The organism is Nonomuraea sp. NBC_00507 (assembly GCF_036013525.1).
Lineage (GTDB): Bacteria > Actinomycetota > Actinomycetes > Streptosporangiales > Streptosporangiaceae > Nonomuraea.
Genome location: NZ_CP107853.1, coordinates 2,583,322 through 2,599,736 on the forward strand (window position 1 = coordinate 2,583,322; position 16,415 = coordinate 2,599,736).

Consider the following 16,415-nt stretch of genomic DNA (forward strand, 5'->3'; position numbering starts at 1 on the left):
CGAACGGCTGCGCCTAGTCGGTTCGTGACTGTGCGACCTGCCTATGCCGCGCCACAATGACCAACCAGGTAGGCGTGTTGACCCGCGTTGATTACTTAATGTCGGCGTACTGATCGTGTGCGTGAGGTGAGCACGACAGCCCCGGCCCTCGAGAAAATCCCCGCGATCATCCAGGGCTGCGCCCCCGAGCAGCGCGCCGGTCCAGCAGACCGCACCGATGCGCCTGGAGTTGTGAGCCGACGTGGGCTGGAGATCCTGTCAAGATCGTGTACCGATCGGCACGGCTATCCTGCTGCCATGGAGGCCCCGGGATTCGTACGCTGGCGGCTGCTCAACCAGCAAGGGCAGCCGCAGCCGTGACCCTGCCCACGGACACCTGGCGAGGCAGCACCGTGCTGCGACCCGGCTGGCTCGCCTTCACCGGCTCGGCGGGCGCGACGGAGGCCCACGCACACGCCGCGGTGCAGGTCCTTCTCGTCACCGCCGGACGGATCGAGCTGTCCGACGTCCACGGCACCCGCCGACCGGTCCACGCCGCGATCATCCCCACCCGCACCGTCCACTCCCTGTACGGCAACGCCGACGCCACCGCCACCATGCTCTACCTCGACCCGGACAGCGCGCCCGGCCGCCACGTGACGGCCAGGCTCTCCGGCCTCGCGCGTGAAGAGCTCGGCACCTGGGTCGCCGCAGCCCGAGACCTGCTGCCCCCGGATGCGCACACGCGGGCACCATCAGCCCTCGTCGAGGGCTGGGAGCCAGTCGCCGCCCGACGTAACCCGGGTTTGATGGCCGCGGTGGAAGCGCTCCCGCGGATGCTCCACGCCGCGGTCCGGCTCACCGACCTGGCCGCGGCCGTCGGGCTGTCGCCCAGCAGGCTGGGACATCTGTTCACCACCGAACTCGGCCTGTCCTTCCCCACGTACCTGCGCTGGGCGCGCCTGCGCCGGGTCATGGAGCTCGCACGCGACGGCGCCAACCTCACCGAGGCCGCGCACGGCGCCGGGTTCTCCGACAGCTCCCACCTGACCCGGGCCTGCCACGAGATGTTCGGGCTGGCCCCCTCCCGGCTGATCCAGGCCGTGAGGTCAGCGGATCTGTCCAAGTCGCCGGGGGAGGCCTCCCGCGACGCTTGAGGCATGCATCGCACTGTGATCCGGTACGGCTATGCGCCGTTCATGCTTGTCGTCGTCAACGGGACCGCCATCTGGCTGGCCGCCGCGGGCGCGTCCAAACTCTGGCTGCTGGGCCTGCTGCTGCTGGCGATAGCGTGCTCGTTCGCCGCCGAGCGCGCCCTGCCGTACGAGGACTCCTGGAACGAATCCCAGGCGGACGCCGGCCGTGACGCCATCCACAGCTTCGTCAACGAGAGCTTGATCCTGGTCAGCGTGGCGATCATCCCGCTGCTGGCCGCGTTCGTCCCGGCGGCCTCGATATGGCCCCACAGCTGGCCATTCGCCATCCAGGTCGTGCTGGCCGTCCTGGTGGCTGACATCGGGATCACGCTGACCCACTACGCTAGCCACAAGATCGGCGTGCTGTGGCGGTTTCATGCCGTCCATCACTCCGTCAAACGCTTCTACGGCCTCAACGGGCTGATGAAGCACCCGCTGCACCAGACGCTGGAGATGGCCGCCGGTGTCGCTCCGCTGCTGCTGATCGGCATGCCCGTCCAGGTCGCCTCCGCGCTCGCGCTGGCCGTGGCCGTACAACTCCTGCTGCAGCACTCCAACGCCGACTACCGGGTCGGACCGCTCAAGCGCGTGCTCGCGCTCAACGAGGGGCATCGCTTCCACCACCTGAAGTGGGCGGGCATCGGCGACGTCAATTTCGGGCTGTTCACCATGATCTGGGACCACGTGCTCGGCACCTACTCCTACGACCCGGAGCGCCGCTTCACCTCCGAGGTGCTCGGGATGGCGGCCAAGCCCGACTATCCGAGCGCCTACCTGGCCCAGCTGACCGAGCCGTTCAAGCCGTCCGGCGCCTGCTCCGGGGAGAAGGCAGCGTGACCACCGGCAGAGCAAGCGAGCCTTACAGGCCGGAGAGCACCAAAACGACGATCAAAATCAGCAGGAGCGCCAGCCAGCCGCCCGCGATCGCCAGTAGCGCGATCATGCAGCCCTTTCCGTTCCATGGCTGGGGGGCGGGGCCGAGGGCGCCTCGGGAGTAAGCCCACATGGGGGCGCGGTATTCGAGTTCGAGTGCCATCCCGGGCTGGAGCCAGACCGTCAGGTCCGCAGGACCGATCCGTGCGGGGAGGAAATAGGGCAGGTGGACGTGAAGGTGGTACTGGCCGGGAGGAAGCGGGATCGTGTTGAGGCCCCATCGGCCCAGCATCTGGTGGCCATTAAGGATGATCTTGGGTGTGATCATACCCAGCATGAAGCTGAGCCAATGCCGCTTCACCTCGAGGACGAGATGCGCCTGCCCCCCGGCGGGAACGGGTTGCGGCGGCCGGCTCCATGGGGTGTGCGGCGCGGGCGGATGCATGGCGCTCATGCTATTGCCACCAGACCCTCACGATCTTCCGTCAAGCTGTCTGAAACAGGCGGCACAATGTGCGAATCCTCACATCGAGTAAGACTCGTGGGTGGGGGTTCGTGGGCCAGTGGTAGTCATGATCACACCAATGGCGATCGAAAGGATTTTCGTGCGCACACGCAAGCTGACGACCCTCCTGGCCGGTGCGGCCCTGGCTGCCTGTACCACGCTGGTGGCGGGCGCCGCCCCGGCCGGCGCGGCTGGACCCTGCGGCAGCAGTTACTCCCGGGTCGGTGTCTACAGCATCGGCATCGAGAAGTACGGGTACCGTACGGGCATTTTGGAGGTGTACTACAGCTCCAGCACCGGGAAGAACTGCGCCCTGACCTACGGCGACGGCCCCTACGCCAACACCACGAGCTGGAAGGGCGTGGTGATATCCAGAGGCGACGGCAGCGGGAAAGACGCCGACGCGGACAACTACAAGTACTACGCCGGCCCGGTGTACGTCTCCGCGCCCGGCCAGTGTATTGACGTAGAAGGAATCTCACCGTCGTGGACGAGCGTCAAGCTCAACAACGTGCACTGCGGCTGAACCTCTTGTGACCAGACCGGGTGGCCTCCAGGGGGAATGTGGAGGGCACCCCGTCCCACACCAGCACGATCGGCGCGAGTCGTGAAGAGCCTGAACGGGAACCAGTGAACTTCTTGATCGGACACGGTCTCTAATCCGGTGTTCGATCTATGAAGGGAACCCCCGTGCTCATGTCCGCGAAGACGATCGTCGCCGCATCCCTCCTTGCCGCTGGAACGCTCGCCACCGCCGCGCCCGCGCAGGCGGCCACCGAGACGCCGCAGAGCGTTTGCGGCAACGGTTTCCGTGTGGTGAAGGACGGCGTCCGGACGATCAAGGACAGGCAGGGCCGCCAGCTCGGCAAGGTCTTTCTGCTCTACAACAGGAGGACCGGCTACAACTGCGTGGTGACGTTCCGGACCCTGTTCGACGTTGCCTACGCCAAGATCCGGATGGACGCCACGCTGACCGTCCAGACCACGACTCCTCCGCTGACCTCCTCCAAGACGACCTCGGGCGTCTACAGCAGGCACACCAAGCCGGCGAAGCTGTTCGCGCGTGGCCTGTGCGTCAAGTACTCGGGCACCATCCAGAGCTCGGACTCAGCCTGGGTGGGGAAGGGCGGTCGCGACGAGTGGGGTAACTGCGGCAGGTGACCCGGTTCGGGGCGGCGTGCTCACACCGCCCCGAACGACCGGCCATGTGTACGACGATGGCCAGCCGAGGTCGTCGTCGCGCCCGGCCTGGAGCCGCGACCACTGGGCCATCGGACGGCCGTCGTCCAGCTGGAACTGGCCACCTTTGGAACCCCAACGCTGCGGCGGCCGCGCAGCCGATCGTCGTCGACGATGAGCTGCTCGATTTCGCCCTCGACGATGCACAGGCCGCGTGCATCCAGCCGTTCCCGGTCCTCCACCGTCAGCTCAAGCATGTGTGGGAGGAACACGACGTCGTCGCTCCACTGGCGTAGGAGCAGAGCCTGGTGCACCGCCCCCGGATGGGTGCCGAGCATGGCGAGGGGCCGGTCGCGGACCTCGTAGGCATGGCAGTACTCACAGTGCAGCAGATCCTTGCCCCACCGTTCGCGTACGCCGGGGATGCCGGGTAGCTCGTCGCTAGCCCGGTCGCGAGCAGGATCCGGCGGGCCTTGAGTATCGGCCCGCCCACCATACGGACGTAGCAGCCGTGGTCGATCTGCTGCCGGCCGCTCCGGCGCCGACCACCACCACGTCGCGGACCCCATCGTCGCCGGTGCGTCGTGCGCCGACGTTCTGGTGGCTCGGAGCCTTGATCATGGCAAGCACCTGGAGCTCCGTCTCGTGATGTCGATCAGATCGCGTCTCGTGACCCGAGGCCGGGCAGGATCCGGTCAGGGTCGTGGACCGCCTTTACGCGCTCCAATCTCGGGAGGTTGCCGCCCCAGTAGGAGCGTTCGGGGTCGGTGAGGGTGGGGTCGGGGAAGTTCGGGTACACGCCGCCGGTCGACCAGGAGTGGACCGTCTGCCAAGAACGGCGCAGCCACTCGCTTTGCGGGCAGACGGCGTCGGGCAGAGGCGGTCGGACCGTGGCAGCGTGTTTGAGCAGGAATCGCTCGCCCCGATGTGGGAACGCCGTGGCATGCGACGGGACGCGGTTGTAGGCGCCACCCCACGGTGTGAAGTCGAGTTCGCGGGATTCGCCGGCCCGCCGGTCGGCAACCAGCTCATTGACCAGAGCGTCGAGCGCGCCCGGCGGTATGTCCTGCCGGAAGAAGCCGGACTTGCTGAACAGGCGCCCGGCATCGTCGCCGGGCATGCGCGTGGCGAGAGCGGCCTGGGTGCCCATCCAGGACAGCTGCCGGCGCCACCGGCTTTGCGGGCGGGCCCCGACCCTGGCGATGAGATCGTCAAGGAGATCATCGGTGTGTGCAGGCGACAGCCCGACGGCCGCGCCGAACAGGCTCACCCGCGCTCGACCGTGCGGCTCGGCTGGGACGGTGAGCAGCAGGCTTGCGGCGAGCTCGTCGGGCGCATCCGGACTCCATCTCTGCCAGGCGTCAACGACCTGGGCCGCAAGCTGGAAGTCCCACCTGAGCTCCACGGCGGTGCATCGTGGAGAGGGAACCAGCGCGAAGGACAACTCCGTGACGACGCCAACACCCGCGGCGCCACCGCCCCTGAGGGCCCAGAACAGGTCGGCATGCTCGCGCTCGTCGCAGTGCACGAGGCTGCCGTCTACGCGGACGACACGCGCTCCGACGAGCCGGTCACAGGTCAACCCCCAGGTGCGTCCGAGGAAGCCCATGCCGCCGCCGAGGGTCAACCCGGCGATGCCGACAGTAGGACCGCTCCCGGCGGGCAGCGTGTGGGCGTGCTGGTCGAGGCACCGATACACGTCGGCGAGCCGCGTACCTGCGCCGATACGTGCGTACCCGTCGTTCAGGGAAACCCCGGCGAGTTCGCCGAGATCGACGAGCAGTCCGGTGGTCGTGGACCGCCCAGCGAAATCGTGCCCGCCGCTGCGCACCGCCACGGTCAGGCCGTTGTGCTTCGCGAAACCAAGTGCTGCTGCGACATCGGCGGCGGTTCGGCAACGCACCACCGCCTGCGGACGAACCTGACCAAAGCGCTGCCCGGCCGGTCTGAGGGCCGCGTCGTAGCCGGCGGAATCACTGGTCAGTACGACGCCACTGAGCCGCTGTGCCAAAGCCCGCCAAGACCGGGCCGGCAGCGCATCGACGACGCCACTGCCGGCCTGATGTCCGTTCCTGATCACGGGATTCACACTAGGCGGCTATGACCCGACTGGACATGGCCATCGAGGCGCACCTAGGCACCTATTGGATGCAATCGTAAAGTAGACACGGTGAACTCTTCACGATCGGCAAATGACCTCGATGACCTCGACTGGAAGCTCCTCGACGAACTGCAAGCCGACGCCCGGCTGTCCTACAACGAGTTGGCCCGACGGGTACATCTCTCCGCGCCCGCCGTCGCCGACCGGATTCGTCGCCTGGAACGACGCGGCGTGATCGTCGGCTACCAGGCCCAGATCGACCCCGCCGCGGCCGGGTTCCCCATCCAGGCGTACATCCAGCTGCGCTGCGCTCTTGGCTCTTGCCTGCTCAAGAGTTCAGCCGCCGAGGACTACCCGGAGGTGGTCGAAGTCGACAAACTGAGCGGCCAACACTGCTCGATGCTCAAGGTCAGAGCCTCGTCACTGGCGCATCTCGAAGGCGTGCTGGAACAGATCGGAAAGCACGGCCAAATGAATACCCACATCGTCTTGTCCACGCAATACCACGACCCCCGAGTGCGCCGAAATCACCCCGACCGGCCAGTAACCGCCTCCGCGGGTTGGACGCGTCAGCGTGCGGGAGCTTCGGATTCAGCGGACGGCTAATCCGCGATCCGCGGATCCACTAGTGCCACCTCATCCCGCGTGAAGGCACACCAATGCTCTTGCCGCAAGCCCCCGAGCGCTGTTACTTCTGTCGGTGGCCCCCGAAGGGCTGGGAGCGCGCGTCGCACCCGCGCGTGGGGCGCTCGTGGAGACGTTCATCGTCAACGAACTGGCCAAGCGGGCGACGCGGTCCCCCTTCCGGGTAAATCTCTTTCATCGGCGCCTCAGCCAGGGGGCAGAGGTCGATCTGGTGGTCGAGCGAACCAACGGCAGGGTGATGCTGCCCCCAGCCAAGTCGACTTGGCAGGGTGCAGCGGTCGCATGTCCGATGTGCGGGTGCCGAATAATCATCCGTGCACGTTATGGCCCATCGGGCAGTGGGTCGCTGCTTTAGTCGGCGGTCTTCTTACTCGACAAAGATGATCTTGTCAAGATATTGATCATATACGGTCGTTACCATACCTTTCGTTCATCCGACTCTGACGGGAGTGACGGATGGACGTTGATGTGGCAGTCATGGCCGGAGCAGCGGCTCAAGCCATACTCATCATGGTTTTCCTGGTTGCGGCGCTGTCGAAGATCCTCACCCATCGCGAGCTCGGCCAGACCATTGCCCGGCTAGGTCCGGCGGCCCTGGCGAGACAGGGCGCGATCGCCGTCATTGTCGCGGAACTGCTGGCCGTGGCCGGTCTGGCGACGATCCCATCCGCCTCTTGGCCCAGGGTGCTCATCGTGCTGCTGGCACTGGCGTTCGCCGGTGCCGGAATTCGTGCGCTGAGCAGCGGAGAGAAGATCAAGTGCGGTTGCTTCGGGAGTGGCGGCGCCGTCCTCGGCTGGCGGCAGGTGCTGTACCTCCCGCTGTGGCTGGCGCTGGCCGCACTGGCCGAGGCACGCCCGCCGAACTGGACCGGGGAGGAGGGGCTGCTCGGCCTGGCCGTGGCGCTGCTCGCCCTGGCGGTCTGGAAGCTCAGGGCCGAACGGCGGGTCTGGCGCTCGCTGCGGGAGGACCGGCTGGCGATTCCTGAACCGAACCAACCCGAAGCGGAGGTGCCCGCCGCATGACGACCGTGCTGCTCATTGTGATCTGCGTCCTGGCCGTGGTGGTGTTCATCCAGATCGGCGCCCAGGTGGAACTGTTCGAACAGGTAAAGCAGATCCGGGCATACCTCGATTTGGAGGACAAGCCCGACCCGGTGGAGCTGGGAAGTCTGGTGGGCACGCGTCCCAGCAGCTACGGGTTGCCTGCGGTCCTCGACGAATCCGATGCGGCGGTGGTGCTCTTCGTCTCCAACAAGTGCGAGACCTGCCGCAACCTCGCGTCGGCATTGCGTGGTGGCGCGGTGCCGCCATCGATGTGGGTCGTGGTCGTCCCGGTGTCCGGAGACGGCAACGAGTTCATCACCGAGTTCGAGCTGCACGGCGAGCGGGTCCTCCTCGACGAGGAGGAGCGCATCGTCAGCAGTATCGGGCTCGACCTCACGCCCGTCGCCCTCCACGTCACCGACGGGAAGCTGACGCGGGCCCACACGGTGCCGACAGTGAGGCAGATGTACGCGGCCGCTCCTGTCCCCTACAAGATCACTTTGGCCAGAAAGTCCTCTGTACGGCACTGATCCCAGTCCCCCCACGATCAGAGAGGCCACGTATGGACGATCTCAACAAGATGTCGTTAGGGAACCCGTCACACCGGCGAGGGTTCCTCGGCTGGATGGGCAGGGTCGGCGTCGCGGCGATCGGCGCGGTTGCCGGCGTAGCGGCGACGACCAAGACGGCTGAGGCGGCGAACTGGCGCTGCTGCCAGCTTTACAACCCCAACAACTTCTGCAGGACCAATAGCCAAGGGCAGTATGTCTGCCCGTCGGGCTACACCATGAAGACATGGACCTGCTGCAGCGGCTCGGGTTCGACCCGGCGGAGGTACGGCTGTGGCGAGTGCACCAAGGGCAGGGACTGCTGGTCGGGACCGTTCGTCTGTTCGGCCGGCTGGACCGTCAACCCTAACGGCTGCTAACGGCTAAGCGGATGACCGGCCCGGGTGCGAAGCGGCCGGGCCGGTCACCCCAGTTGGAGGATGTCTTGTCTTTCGACACCTGGTTGACCTTCGCGTTGCTCCTGCTCATCGCGAGCGCGGGCTTCGCACAGCTGTTCAGCTTTTGAGGGCTGTCCTTCGTCGGATACCTCCGCCCCCTGGTCCAGGGGAGATCACCCGATGAGACGGCCTGGTATCGGCCGATCCTCATGCTCGCATTCGGCTTCACCCTCTCGGCCCTGTCCATGTACGGCCTGGTCCACCTGCTCGGCTCCACCCTGTTCGGCGAGATGGACGGAACGGGCACCAAGCTGGCCGCGGCGCTGGTGATGCTCGGCTGCATGGTCATCGATTCCGGCCTGTTCGGGCTCAGCACACCCATGTGGCGGCGCCAGACCCCGCGTGACCACTTCTACCGGTTCGGCCCGGTCCGGGGAGCCCTCCTGTGGGGGCTGGACACCGGTCTGGTGGTGACCACGTTCAGGGTCACCTCGCTGTCCTGGGCGGCGCTCGGCGTCACCCTGCTCGGTCTCGTCCCGTGGTGGGCTGGGCTCGCCTACGCGCTCGGCTTCACCGTGCCGAGCTTCGCGATGGTGGCGATCGTGCCGCCGTCAAAGGACCCGGTGGAAATCCCTGAGCCGACCTGGCTCATGGACTGGCTCATGAACCGGGAGAAGCTGGTCAAACGGATGGCGCTGGGCCTGCTCACGGCCGCGTTCGCAGGGGTTGTCGCCTCTGCGTTCCTGAGCTGAGGCGCCGGCCCGCCGGGTTACGGCGGGCGGGGCGCCTCGGCCCAGGTCAGCACTTGCCGTTGAAGAAGGAGATCTCGCGCTGGACGGTGGCCTTCCCCGGCACACTGAACTCCAGCAGGACGCATCTGGGTTCCTTCACAAAGAAGCCACCGACGAAAACCGTGTCATGGCCGGCGCACGCGGTGAAGGTCACCGCGTGGTCGGCCTCGGCCGGAGTGCGGGCGTTTCTGGCTGGTTCGGCGTAGAGCAGCCCTGCGTTGCCGTGGAACTTCGCGGGAATGGACAGCGTGACCGTCCCTCCCTTCCTGACCATCGCGCCGACTTTGAACCTGTGGTTGTTCCCGTACTGTTCGGCGCGTGCGCCTCCCCACGCGAGCAGTCCGGGGATGACCAGCGGCCCCACCGCGAGGTCGTCTGGCCCGACGGCAATCCCGTCCTCCTCGCCCGGCACCTCCACGTTGCGGTTCGCGCAGTTCAGCACGCGCGGATTGCCGAGGCTTCCCTGCCGCCCCGCCTCCTTCCGGGGGCTCGGCCGCGAGTCCGCCTCCCCCACGCCACAGGCGGCCAAGGACGGGAGCAACGCTGCCAGTGCGGTCCAGGTCAGTTTCCTGCGAGCGCCTTTGAAGATCACTACCTAGTTGTACACCGGCTCTTCGCCCAGGAACAGGCGCTCCTCGCGGTTCAGCGGATCATGACGGTGTGGCGATTGCGGGGGATCAGCTCTCCGATCACCGGGCACCCAGTGACGGCCATGCCGTACATGGGCTCCACACCGTTCACACTGTGCCCGCCTGCCAGGTGGCACCCGGTCTGACGATCTTGAGATGGGCGAAAACCCTCCACCTTCGCGTTCGGGATGACTATGATCACGGCCGGAGGCGTCCAGATGCTTGGTGGCCCTCCCGGTCTTCAAGACCGGTGGCGCCGAGTATCTCGGCGCGGTGGGTTCGATTCCCGTCCGTCTCCGCCAGATCACACCCCCTGGAGCGCCGTGAGCATCGACGAGTTGCTGGCTCGGACACGTGCCGGACTACGTCGCCTGCTGCCTGTCGAGGCCTGGGCCGTGGCGGGCAGCGCCGATGCCTTCATCGTGGACACGCGGCCGGAGTTTCAGCGTCGAAGCGGTGGCGAAGTGCCCGGCGCCATCGTGATCGAACGCAACCATTTGGAGTGGCGGCTTGATCCGCTCTGCGACGCGCGGATCCCCGAGGCCACCTCCGCGGACATCCGGTGGATCATCCTGTGCGACGAGGGTTACTCCTCCAGCCTCGCCGCGTCGTCCCTCAGGCAGATCGGGCTGGCGAACGCCACTGATGTGATCGGTGGCTTCCAGGCATGGACGGCGGCCGGGCTCCAGGTCATCCGCCTCGCCACCCCCACCCGCCCACGAGGTCCAGGCGAGCCCGCCCGCGGCGAGCTCACACGTGGCTGATCGCGACCGCACGTTCGCTCCACGGATACCGCCGCGCGGACGGGAGATTGTCGGCGCCAACCGATGACTTCTTCGATCCTGGGGAGTCAGCACGGGTGCAGCGAATGAGGTCCGACGGAGAGGAAACCTCCATGCCTGTGATCGATCTGGAGTCCGCTGCCCGCGAAGTGGTGCGCCTGTTGGATGGCGTGACCGAGGACCAACTGGACGATCCAACGCCGTGCGCTGACACCTCGGTCGCCGCACTGCTCGACCACCTCATGGGCTTGTCGCTGGCGTTCACCTGGGCGGCCCGCAAGACCACCCCGCCCGAAGGCGGACCAGGGCCGAGCGCGAATGCCGAGCGTCTCGATCCGCAGTGGCGCACGCTGCTTCCGCAGCGGCTCGATGAGCTGGTGGAGGCCTGGCGTGACCCGATCGCCTGGGAGGGGATGACCGAGGCCGGCGGTGTGACGATGCCCGCTGAAGAGATGGGCATGGTCGCGCTGGACGAACTAGTCCTGCACGGCTGGGACCTGGCCCGCGCCACCGGCCAGCCGTTCACGTGCAATCCCGCCGACACAGCGGCCGTCCTCGCGTTCACCAGCGCGTCGGCGCAACCGGACCAGGCAGCCAGCCGGGAAGGACTCTTCGGACCGGTGGTCGAGGTCCCCGAGGACGCGCCGGCGTTCGACCGCGCACTCGGCTTCGCCGGCCGCGACCCCGCGTGGACGCCCAAACTGGCGTGACCATCAAGGGTGGGCCGGAAGAACTCACACGTCCCTCGCAACGGCAAGGATCCGTTCATGCCGCGTACTACCGTCTCGACCTGCCCTGGCCCTGGGCCGAGTTGCTGCGGTGGGAGGAAACCGCCAAGCGGACGCACCCGTACTGGGGCAGGCTCGGTATCCCCGGTGAAGGGCCCGCTTGAGCTGAAGCCCCACTGAACCCGCATCGCCGCAGTCCTCATCTGCTACCGCAGAATTCTCCACATGGGACGAACGTCTACAAGGTCAACAAGTCGCTCCGACAACAGAACCGCCCCACAGTCGCGACCTTGACACCATTCAAGAGCGGGGGCGAGCTGCGCACCCCCTGTCCCAAAGGCTCAGGACCACTTCTGGTAGGAGGTGTTGTTGCAGTCTCTGAGTTTGACGCCCAGGGAGACGCTCGCGGCGAGGCACTTACCGTTCTGCAGATTCGGAACAGCGCCCGTCTCGTATATGTACCACCGCTGGTACAAGTTGCCCCTGCAGTCGACGAGTCTGATGCCCTTCTCGACGCTCCCGTCGAGGCACTTGCGGCTCTGCTCGTGAACGATACTTATACCGTTATTCGTCCCGTCCTTGTACCACTGCTGGTAGGTGCTTCCGTTGCAGTCTCTGAGTACGACGCCGATGGAGACGGACGCGGCGAGGCACTTACCGCTCTGCACGTGCTTAATTTCCGGGAACGTGACTTTACCGGACAACTGCGACGATCCAGATTGCGGCTCGGCGGCGGCCGGGGTGGCGGCAGTGGTGATCATAGCTGCCGCCAGAGCTACGGTTCGGATAGTGGCACGGTAATCCATCGTTCTCCTTGGGGATATCGCGGCTGCCGGTTGGGCAGCAAGAAACGTCTGCCACATGCGGGCTGTCGACCCGGCTGACACTAGCGAGGGGCGGTATACCGCGGGTATGTCAATGAGTTGCTCTCAGTAACCGAAGATCACGTTGTGTGATGTCGTCATGGTCCAGTCGTTTTCGCGGTAGAGCAGGACCAGCGCTGCTTGGGTGATCTTCCCGATGCGCCAGGGGCCGAGACTGACCCGGCGCAGGCCTTGAACGTGACGGTGAGCAGGGCGTTGGCACGTTCACCGACTCCGCGCAGGCCGCGCAGGAGCTTGTTGTAGGTGTGCTGATCATCGCTCAGCTTGTGCTGGCCGGCCTTCTTCTTGATCGGGACGTGGATGATGTCGGCGGCGCCTTCGTAGCCCAGGTCGGCCAGGCTCGGCAGGTCTTCGCGGACGGCGGCCAGAGCGGTGACGGTGCCGTGGCGGCGGGCGCAGGTCATGTCGTGTTCGCGGCCGGGGCATACGTCGGAGACCCACAGGGGCCGGCCGTCGGGAGCGGAGACGACCTGGATGTTGCCGCCGTGGTGTTTGTGCTTTCCGGACCACCACAGGTCGGCACCGTTGGGGCCGGGGTGGCGACACGGTCGGTGGCAATGACGATGCCATCGAGGGTGACGTGCGTCAGGCCGGCCTTCTGGGCGGCGTTCAAAGCTTGGTGCAGGTCCGGGGCATGCGCGGCCAGGACATCGATGCCCTCGTGCAGGCAGCGGTAGGCGGTCTTGCCGCCGATGCCATGATCGGCCGCCAGTTGGCGGATGCGGGTGCCGTCGCAAAACCAGCGCAGGATGAGAACGGCCTGGGTGAAGCAGCCGAGCGCCCGGCGGCCGCGCCGGGTGCCTCGGCGGCGGCGTTCGGCGTGCAGCAGGGCGGATAGGAACAGCACGGTCTCCCGGCGGACATCGACCACTCTGAAACCCGTTGGACACGGCCCAGGGCGCTCCGCGATCATCTGCGCTGTGACAGATGAGTTCGGACGCCTGCCCTCAGCCCCTACCGGATTGAAGTTGGTGAGACTTGTTGATCTGACAAGCACGGCCATGACCGCCTTGCTGGATGACGACCTTGCCCGGGCCAGTGTCGAGGCAGGAGTCCAGCTCACGGAGTACTTCCTCACCGATCAGGCGAAGTGGGTCTGGCGGTATCGGATCAATCAGCTGGCCTCGGACCCGGGTAGCGCGGGGTGGCTCACCCGAGCCGTAGTGGCCGAGCCCGAAGGCGTCGTGGTGGGGTATGCCGGTTTCCACGGGCCGCCGGACGAGATGGGCATGGTGGAGATCGGTTATTCGGTGGCTCCCGGCTACCGTCGTCAGGGGTACGCCAGGACGATGTTGACCGAGTTGATGCGTCGGGCCGCAGCCGAACCCGGAGTCAGGACTGCACGGGTGACGATCGGTCCCGAGAACACCGCGTCCCTGGCCACGATTTCCGGATTCGGCTTCGTTGAGGTCGGAGAGCAGTGGGACGAGGTGGACGGCCTCGAGCTCATATTTGAAGTGCCTGTCTGAATGAGCTGCTGCCAGAAAGTGAACCTCCCTCTGGGGAGCCACACACCAACCCGGTGAACGTTTCTGGTCGCAGCAGTTAGACACCGAGAGAGAGCCGAGCCGGGCGGTTCCCGGCGACGATGATCCCCCGCCCGGTCCCGGACGCCGTCGCCGCGCTGGACCGGGTGGGATGCGGCTCGCTGAGCCATATGTGACAGGTAATGCGAGTTCTCTGTCACATCGCGGTCAGGAGGCGGCTTCTGCCTTGCGGGCCTGTCTGGGCAGCAGGAAGCCGGCCAGGAAGGTCAGCATGCTCATCGCGGCGACGATCCACAACGTGTCGGCGACTGCGGTGGGCCCGGCGCTGAGCCCGCTGAAGAACACAGTCCCGAGTACGGCGGTTCCCAGCGCGCCTCCGACCTGCTGCAACGTGGTGAGCGTGCCGGAGGCCGAGCCGGTCTCGTGCGGTTCGACACTGGCCAGCACGATGTCGAAGTAGGGCCCCATGATCAGCCCGGATCCCAGCCCGGTGACGAGCAGGGCGGGAGCGAGCTGCCAGAAACCGGCCTGCGAGCCGAGCATCGGCACCAGGGCCAGGACGCCGGCCGTCATCGTCACGGCTCCGACGTGCAGGACCTTTCGGCCATGACGCATGACCGCCTGGACCACACCCATGCCGGCGACCATGCCGACCGACAGCGGTATGCCCGCCACGGCGGCCCGCAGCGGGCTGAAGCCGAGGCCGAGTTGCAGGTGCAGGTTGAAGACCAGGCCGAACCCGGAAAAGGCGGCGAAGTAGATCGTTCCGGTGGCCATGCCGCCGAGGAAGGCTCGCTTGCGGAACAGGCTGGGCAGGATCAGCGGGTCGCCGCCGCTGCGGCTCTTGCGGACCTCGTGCCATCCGAAGGCGGTGAACACCGCGACGGAGGCCGCCATCATCGCGAAGGTCCAGCCGGGCCAGCCGTGCTCGCGGCCTTGAACCAGCGGAAAGATCATCAGCAGTGCTCCACCAGAGGCGAGGAACGCGCCGGGCAGGTCGAGCCGGACTCCTCGGGCCCGGCGGCCGGCGGGCAGGAACGTGCTCGCGGTGATCAGGACCGCCAGGCCGATGGGCAGGTTGATCAGGAAGATCATGCGCCAGCCGGTGCCGAGGAAATCGGCGTCGACCAGCCACCCCGCCAGGGTGGGGCCGCCCACCGCCGACAGCCCCATGACCGGGCCTATCGCACCGAAGGCCGCCTGCAGTTCCCGGGGCGGGAACATCTCCTTCAGCATGCCGAGCCCCTGGGGGATCATGCAGGCGCCGAACAGGCCCTGCATCGCGCGAGCGGCGATCATCGTCTCCGGCCCGGTCGCGATCGCGCACAGCAGGGAGCCGGCCACGAAGCCGCCGGCGCCGATGAGGAACATGCGTTTGCGGCCGGCGATGTCGCCGAGCCTGCCGCCGACCAGCAGGCCGGCGGTCATGGCCAGGGTGTAGGCCACCCCGAGCCACTGGATCAGGGAGGTGCCGCCACCGAGGTCGGCCCGGATGGTGGGGCCGGCGATGCTGGTGACGGTGGAGTCCAGCATTTCCATCACCGAACCGGTGAGGATCACCGCCAGAGCCGGCCACCGCCACCGGTAGCCCGTGGATGCGGCCGGGGCCGGTGCCGTCGATGGTGCGGTCGATGGTGCGGTCGATGGTGTCGCCGGCAATGTCAGGGCGTCGGTCATTTGATGGATTCCCCTTCCTGTGCGGAGGTGGGGGCGTCCCGTTCGAGCTGGGAGAGGACGCGCAGGCTGGTCGGTGACGGTCAGCGGAAGTCCGCGACATGGTCGCGGGCCCATTCGGCGTAGCTGCGCGGGGGGCGTCCGGTGACCTGCTCCACGTCCGGCCAGACCCGCATCAGCGCTGACCAGTCCTGGTCGGCGTAGCCGTCGGCGCCGGTCGCCGCGTCGCCGCTGTACTCGACGAAGCCCAGCATGAGGTCGGCCGACTCGGCGGCGAACCCTCCTTGCGCCTTCATCAGCTCGCGGGCGCGCTCGCGGCTGACCTCCTCGTAGCGGACGGGCTCGCCGAGCGCGTCGCCGATGGCCGCCACCTGCTCGCGCACAGTGACCAGGCCGGGCCCGGTCAACGTGTACGCCCTGCCGTGATGGCGGTCCTCCAGCAGCGCGGCGACCGCGACGGCGGCGATGTCGGCCTCGTGGATCAGGTTCATCGGCTCGTCCGCGAACGGGTAGCGCACCACCCGCTCAGCCCTGATGGACGGCGCCCAGATCTGCAGCATGTTCGTCATGAATCCGCCCGGCCGCACATGCGTCCATTCCAACCCGGACTCCTCCACCGCCTGCTCCACCGGGTTGACGTGCAGGCCGACGGTCACCGACGCCGCCGACAACACCACGACGCGCCGTACGCCCGCCTGCTTGGCCAGCGCGACGACCTCGCGCGCGGTCTCGTCCACCGGGAACAGGTACATGCGGTCCACGCCGTCCAGCGCGGCGGCCACGCTCGCGGGCTCGGCCAGATCGCCCTGGACGACCTCCACCTGAGGCGGCAGCTTGGCCGACGCGGGATTGCGGGTCAGCGCCCGCACCTCGGTGCCCGCCCGCACGAGCTGGTCCACCACGTGGCGGCCGACGATTCCCGTCGCCCCGGTCACCAGGATTTTCATCTGCGTTCCTTCCGCTGTGTCGTTC

Annotated in this window: 20 protein-coding genes, 1 tRNA gene and 1 pseudogene; 14 read left to right on the plus strand and 8 right to left on the minus strand. The window is 67.1% G+C overall.

The window, feature by feature from the left end; all coding sequences use genetic code 11:
• Positions 1-356: 356 nt before the first annotated feature.
• Together OHA25_RS13100 and OHA25_RS13105 are read left to right on the plus strand one after the other, a co-directional pair.
• Positions 357-1,136 carry a helix-turn-helix transcriptional regulator gene (locus OHA25_RS13100; protein ID WP_327587821.1) on the plus strand — a complete coding sequence of 260 codons (780 nt, stop codon included), beginning with the start codon at positions 357-359 and terminating at the stop codon, positions 1,134-1,136.
• Positions 1,137-1,139: 3 nt separating this feature from the next.
• Positions 1,140-2,012, plus strand: a complete 873-nt coding sequence (locus tag OHA25_RS13105; protein ID WP_327587822.1) for a sterol desaturase family protein — start codon at positions 1,140-1,142, stop codon at positions 2,010-2,012.
• A gap of 22 nt (positions 2,013-2,034) precedes the next feature.
• Here OHA25_RS13105 and OHA25_RS13110 read toward each other — a convergent pair whose 3' ends face one another.
• Positions 2,035-2,493 (minus strand): hypothetical protein, encoded by a 459-nt coding sequence (locus OHA25_RS13110; RefSeq protein ID WP_327587823.1) that lies wholly within the window; start codon positions 2,491-2,493, stop codon positions 2,035-2,037.
• Between the two features lie 160 nt (positions 2,494-2,653).
• Here OHA25_RS13110 and OHA25_RS13115 point away from each other — a divergent pair, with 160 nt between their 5' ends.
• Both OHA25_RS13115 and OHA25_RS13120 read left to right on the plus strand, forming a co-directional pair.
• On the plus strand, positions 2,654-3,079 hold the full coding sequence (locus OHA25_RS13115; RefSeq protein ID WP_327587824.1) for a spore-associated protein A: 426 nt from the start codon (positions 2,654-2,656) through the stop codon (positions 3,077-3,079).
• A 149-nt stretch (positions 3,080-3,228) separates the two neighbouring features.
• On the plus strand, positions 3,229-3,714 hold the full coding sequence (locus OHA25_RS13120) for a hypothetical protein (protein ID WP_327587825.1): 486 nt from the start codon (positions 3,229-3,231) through the stop codon (positions 3,712-3,714).
• Between the two features lie 20 nt (positions 3,715-3,734).
• On the opposite strand, the gene OHA25_RS13125 is transcribed toward OHA25_RS13120, so the two are convergent.
• Positions 3,735-3,989, minus strand: coding sequence for a hypothetical protein (locus OHA25_RS13125; RefSeq protein WP_327587826.1), 255 nt, complete (start codon positions 3,987-3,989; stop codon positions 3,735-3,737).
• A gap of 398 nt (positions 3,990-4,387) precedes the next feature.
• On the minus strand, positions 4,388-5,635 hold the full coding sequence (locus tag OHA25_RS13130; RefSeq protein ID WP_327587827.1) for an FAD-binding oxidoreductase: 1,248 nt from the start codon (positions 5,633-5,635) through the stop codon (positions 4,388-4,390).
• A gap of 267 nt (positions 5,636-5,902) precedes the next feature.
• Here OHA25_RS13130 and OHA25_RS13135 point away from each other — a divergent pair, with 267 nt between their 5' ends.
• From OHA25_RS13135 to OHA25_RS13155, 6 genes are all read left to right on the plus strand, one after another.
• Positions 5,903-6,439: an Lrp/AsnC family transcriptional regulator gene (locus OHA25_RS13135; RefSeq protein ID WP_327587828.1), complete on the plus strand. Its 537-nt coding sequence runs from the start codon at positions 5,903-5,905 to the stop codon at positions 6,437-6,439.
• A 94-nt stretch (positions 6,440-6,533) separates the two neighbouring features.
• The gene (locus OHA25_RS61280; protein ID WP_442942105.1) at positions 6,534-6,833 is read left to right on the plus strand and encodes a DUF4143 domain-containing protein; all 300 of its coding nucleotides are present in this window, start codon (positions 6,534-6,536) and stop codon (positions 6,831-6,833) included.
• Positions 6,834-6,934: 101 nt separating this feature from the next.
• Entirely contained in the window at positions 6,935-7,501 is a 567-nt protein-coding gene (locus OHA25_RS13140) for a MauE/DoxX family redox-associated membrane protein (protein ID WP_327587829.1), read from the plus strand.
• On the plus strand, positions 7,498-8,052 hold the full coding sequence (locus OHA25_RS13145; RefSeq protein ID WP_327587830.1) for a hypothetical protein: 555 nt from the start codon (positions 7,498-7,500) through the stop codon (positions 8,050-8,052). The genes OHA25_RS13140 and OHA25_RS13145 overlap by 4 nt, the downstream gene beginning before the upstream one ends.
• A gap of 265 nt (positions 8,053-8,317) precedes the next feature.
• Entirely contained in the window at positions 8,318-8,440 is a 123-nt protein-coding gene (locus OHA25_RS13150) for a hypothetical protein (protein WP_327587831.1), read from the plus strand.
• 237 nt (positions 8,441-8,677) lie between these two features.
• Entirely contained in the window at positions 8,678-9,220 is a 543-nt protein-coding gene (locus tag OHA25_RS13155; protein WP_327587832.1) for a hypothetical protein, read from the plus strand.
• A 46-nt stretch (positions 9,221-9,266) separates the two neighbouring features.
• On the opposite strand, the gene OHA25_RS13160 is transcribed toward OHA25_RS13155, so the two are convergent.
• On the minus strand, positions 9,267-9,851 hold the full coding sequence (locus OHA25_RS13160) for a hypothetical protein (protein ID WP_327587833.1): 585 nt from the start codon (positions 9,849-9,851) through the stop codon (positions 9,267-9,269).
• Positions 9,852-10,094: 243 nt separating this feature from the next.
• Between OHA25_RS13160 and OHA25_RS13165 the strand changes: the two genes are divergently transcribed.
• From OHA25_RS13165 to OHA25_RS13175, 3 genes are all read left to right on the plus strand, one after another.
• Positions 10,095-10,190: transfer RNA gene (locus OHA25_RS13165), tRNA-Sec, on the plus strand.
• Between the two features lie 21 nt (positions 10,191-10,211).
• Positions 10,212-10,652, plus strand: coding sequence for a rhodanese-like domain-containing protein (locus tag OHA25_RS13170; RefSeq protein ID WP_327587834.1), 441 nt, complete (start codon positions 10,212-10,214; stop codon positions 10,650-10,652).
• Positions 10,653-10,783: 131 nt separating this feature from the next.
• Complete coding sequence (locus tag OHA25_RS13175) at positions 10,784-11,380, plus strand: TIGR03086 family metal-binding protein (protein ID WP_327587835.1); 597 nt, start codon at positions 10,784-10,786, stop codon at positions 11,378-11,380.
• Positions 11,381-11,739: 359 nt separating this feature from the next.
• Here OHA25_RS13175 and OHA25_RS13180 read toward each other — a convergent pair whose 3' ends face one another.
• A complete protein-coding gene (locus tag OHA25_RS13180; protein WP_327587836.1) occupies positions 11,740-12,204 on the minus strand; it encodes an RICIN domain-containing protein in 465 nt (154 codons plus the stop codon).
• A gap of 123 nt (positions 12,205-12,327) precedes the next feature.
• A pseudogene (locus OHA25_RS13185) lies at positions 12,328-13,195 on the minus strand (transposase family protein).
• An 88-nt stretch (positions 13,196-13,283) separates the two neighbouring features.
• On the opposite strand from OHA25_RS13185, the gene OHA25_RS13190 reads away from it, so the two are divergent.
• On the plus strand, positions 13,284-13,751 hold the full coding sequence (locus OHA25_RS13190; protein WP_327587837.1) for a GNAT family N-acetyltransferase: 468 nt from the start codon (positions 13,284-13,286) through the stop codon (positions 13,749-13,751).
• 225 nt (positions 13,752-13,976) lie between these two features.
• Here the strand turns inward: OHA25_RS13190 and OHA25_RS13195 are convergent, their stop codons facing one another.
• Together OHA25_RS13195 and OHA25_RS13200 are read right to left on the minus strand one after the other, a co-directional pair.
• The gene (locus tag OHA25_RS13195) at positions 13,977-15,446 is read right to left on the minus strand and encodes an MFS transporter (RefSeq protein WP_327587838.1); all 1,470 of its coding nucleotides are present in this window, start codon (positions 15,444-15,446) and stop codon (positions 13,977-13,979) included.
• Positions 15,447-15,526: 80 nt separating this feature from the next.
• Positions 15,527-16,390 carry an NmrA family NAD(P)-binding protein gene (locus tag OHA25_RS13200; protein ID WP_327587839.1) on the minus strand — a complete coding sequence of 288 codons (864 nt, stop codon included), beginning with the start codon at positions 16,388-16,390 and terminating at the stop codon, positions 15,527-15,529.
• Positions 16,391-16,415: the final 25 nt, after the last annotated feature.

Excerpts from the sequence above, each read along its gene's own strand:
- OHA25_RS13105 (WP_327587822.1), top strand. The coding sequence starts at position 1,140 with ATGCATCGCACTGTGATCCGGTACGGCTATGCGCCGTTCATGCTTGTC.
- OHA25_RS13110 (WP_327587823.1), bottom strand. The coding sequence starts at position 2,493 with ATGCATCCGCCCGCGCCGCACACCCCATGGAGCCGGCCGCCGCAACCC.
- OHA25_RS13120 (WP_327587825.1), top strand. The coding sequence starts at position 3,229 with ATGAAGGGAACCCCCGTGCTCATGTCCGCGAAGACGATCGTCGCCGCA.
- OHA25_RS13125 (WP_327587826.1), bottom strand. The coding sequence starts at position 3,989 with ATGCTTGAGCTGACGGTGGAGGACCGGGAACGGCTGGATGCACGCGGC.
- OHA25_RS13140 (WP_327587829.1), top strand. The coding sequence starts at position 6,935 with ATGGACGTTGATGTGGCAGTCATGGCCGGAGCAGCGGCTCAAGCCATA.
- OHA25_RS13145 (WP_327587830.1), top strand. The coding sequence starts at position 7,498 with ATGACGACCGTGCTGCTCATTGTGATCTGCGTCCTGGCCGTGGTGGTG.
- OHA25_RS13150 (WP_327587831.1), top strand. The coding sequence starts at position 8,318 with ATGGACCTGCTGCAGCGGCTCGGGTTCGACCCGGCGGAGGTACGGCTG.
- OHA25_RS13155 (WP_327587832.1), top strand. The coding sequence starts at position 8,678 with ATGCTCGCATTCGGCTTCACCCTCTCGGCCCTGTCCATGTACGGCCTG.
- OHA25_RS13175 (WP_327587835.1), top strand. The coding sequence starts at position 10,784 with ATGCCTGTGATCGATCTGGAGTCCGCTGCCCGCGAAGTGGTGCGCCTG.
- OHA25_RS13180 (WP_327587836.1), bottom strand. The coding sequence starts at position 12,204 with ATGGATTACCGTGCCACTATCCGAACCGTAGCTCTGGCGGCAGCTATG.
- OHA25_RS13190 (WP_327587837.1), top strand. The coding sequence starts at position 13,284 with ATGACCGCCTTGCTGGATGACGACCTTGCCCGGGCCAGTGTCGAGGCA.
- OHA25_RS13195 (WP_327587838.1), bottom strand. The coding sequence starts at position 15,446 with ATGACCGACGCCCTGACATTGCCGGCGACACCATCGACCGCACCATCG.
- OHA25_RS13200 (WP_327587839.1), bottom strand. The coding sequence starts at position 16,390 with ATGAAAATCCTGGTGACCGGGGCGACGGGAATCGTCGGCCGCCACGTG.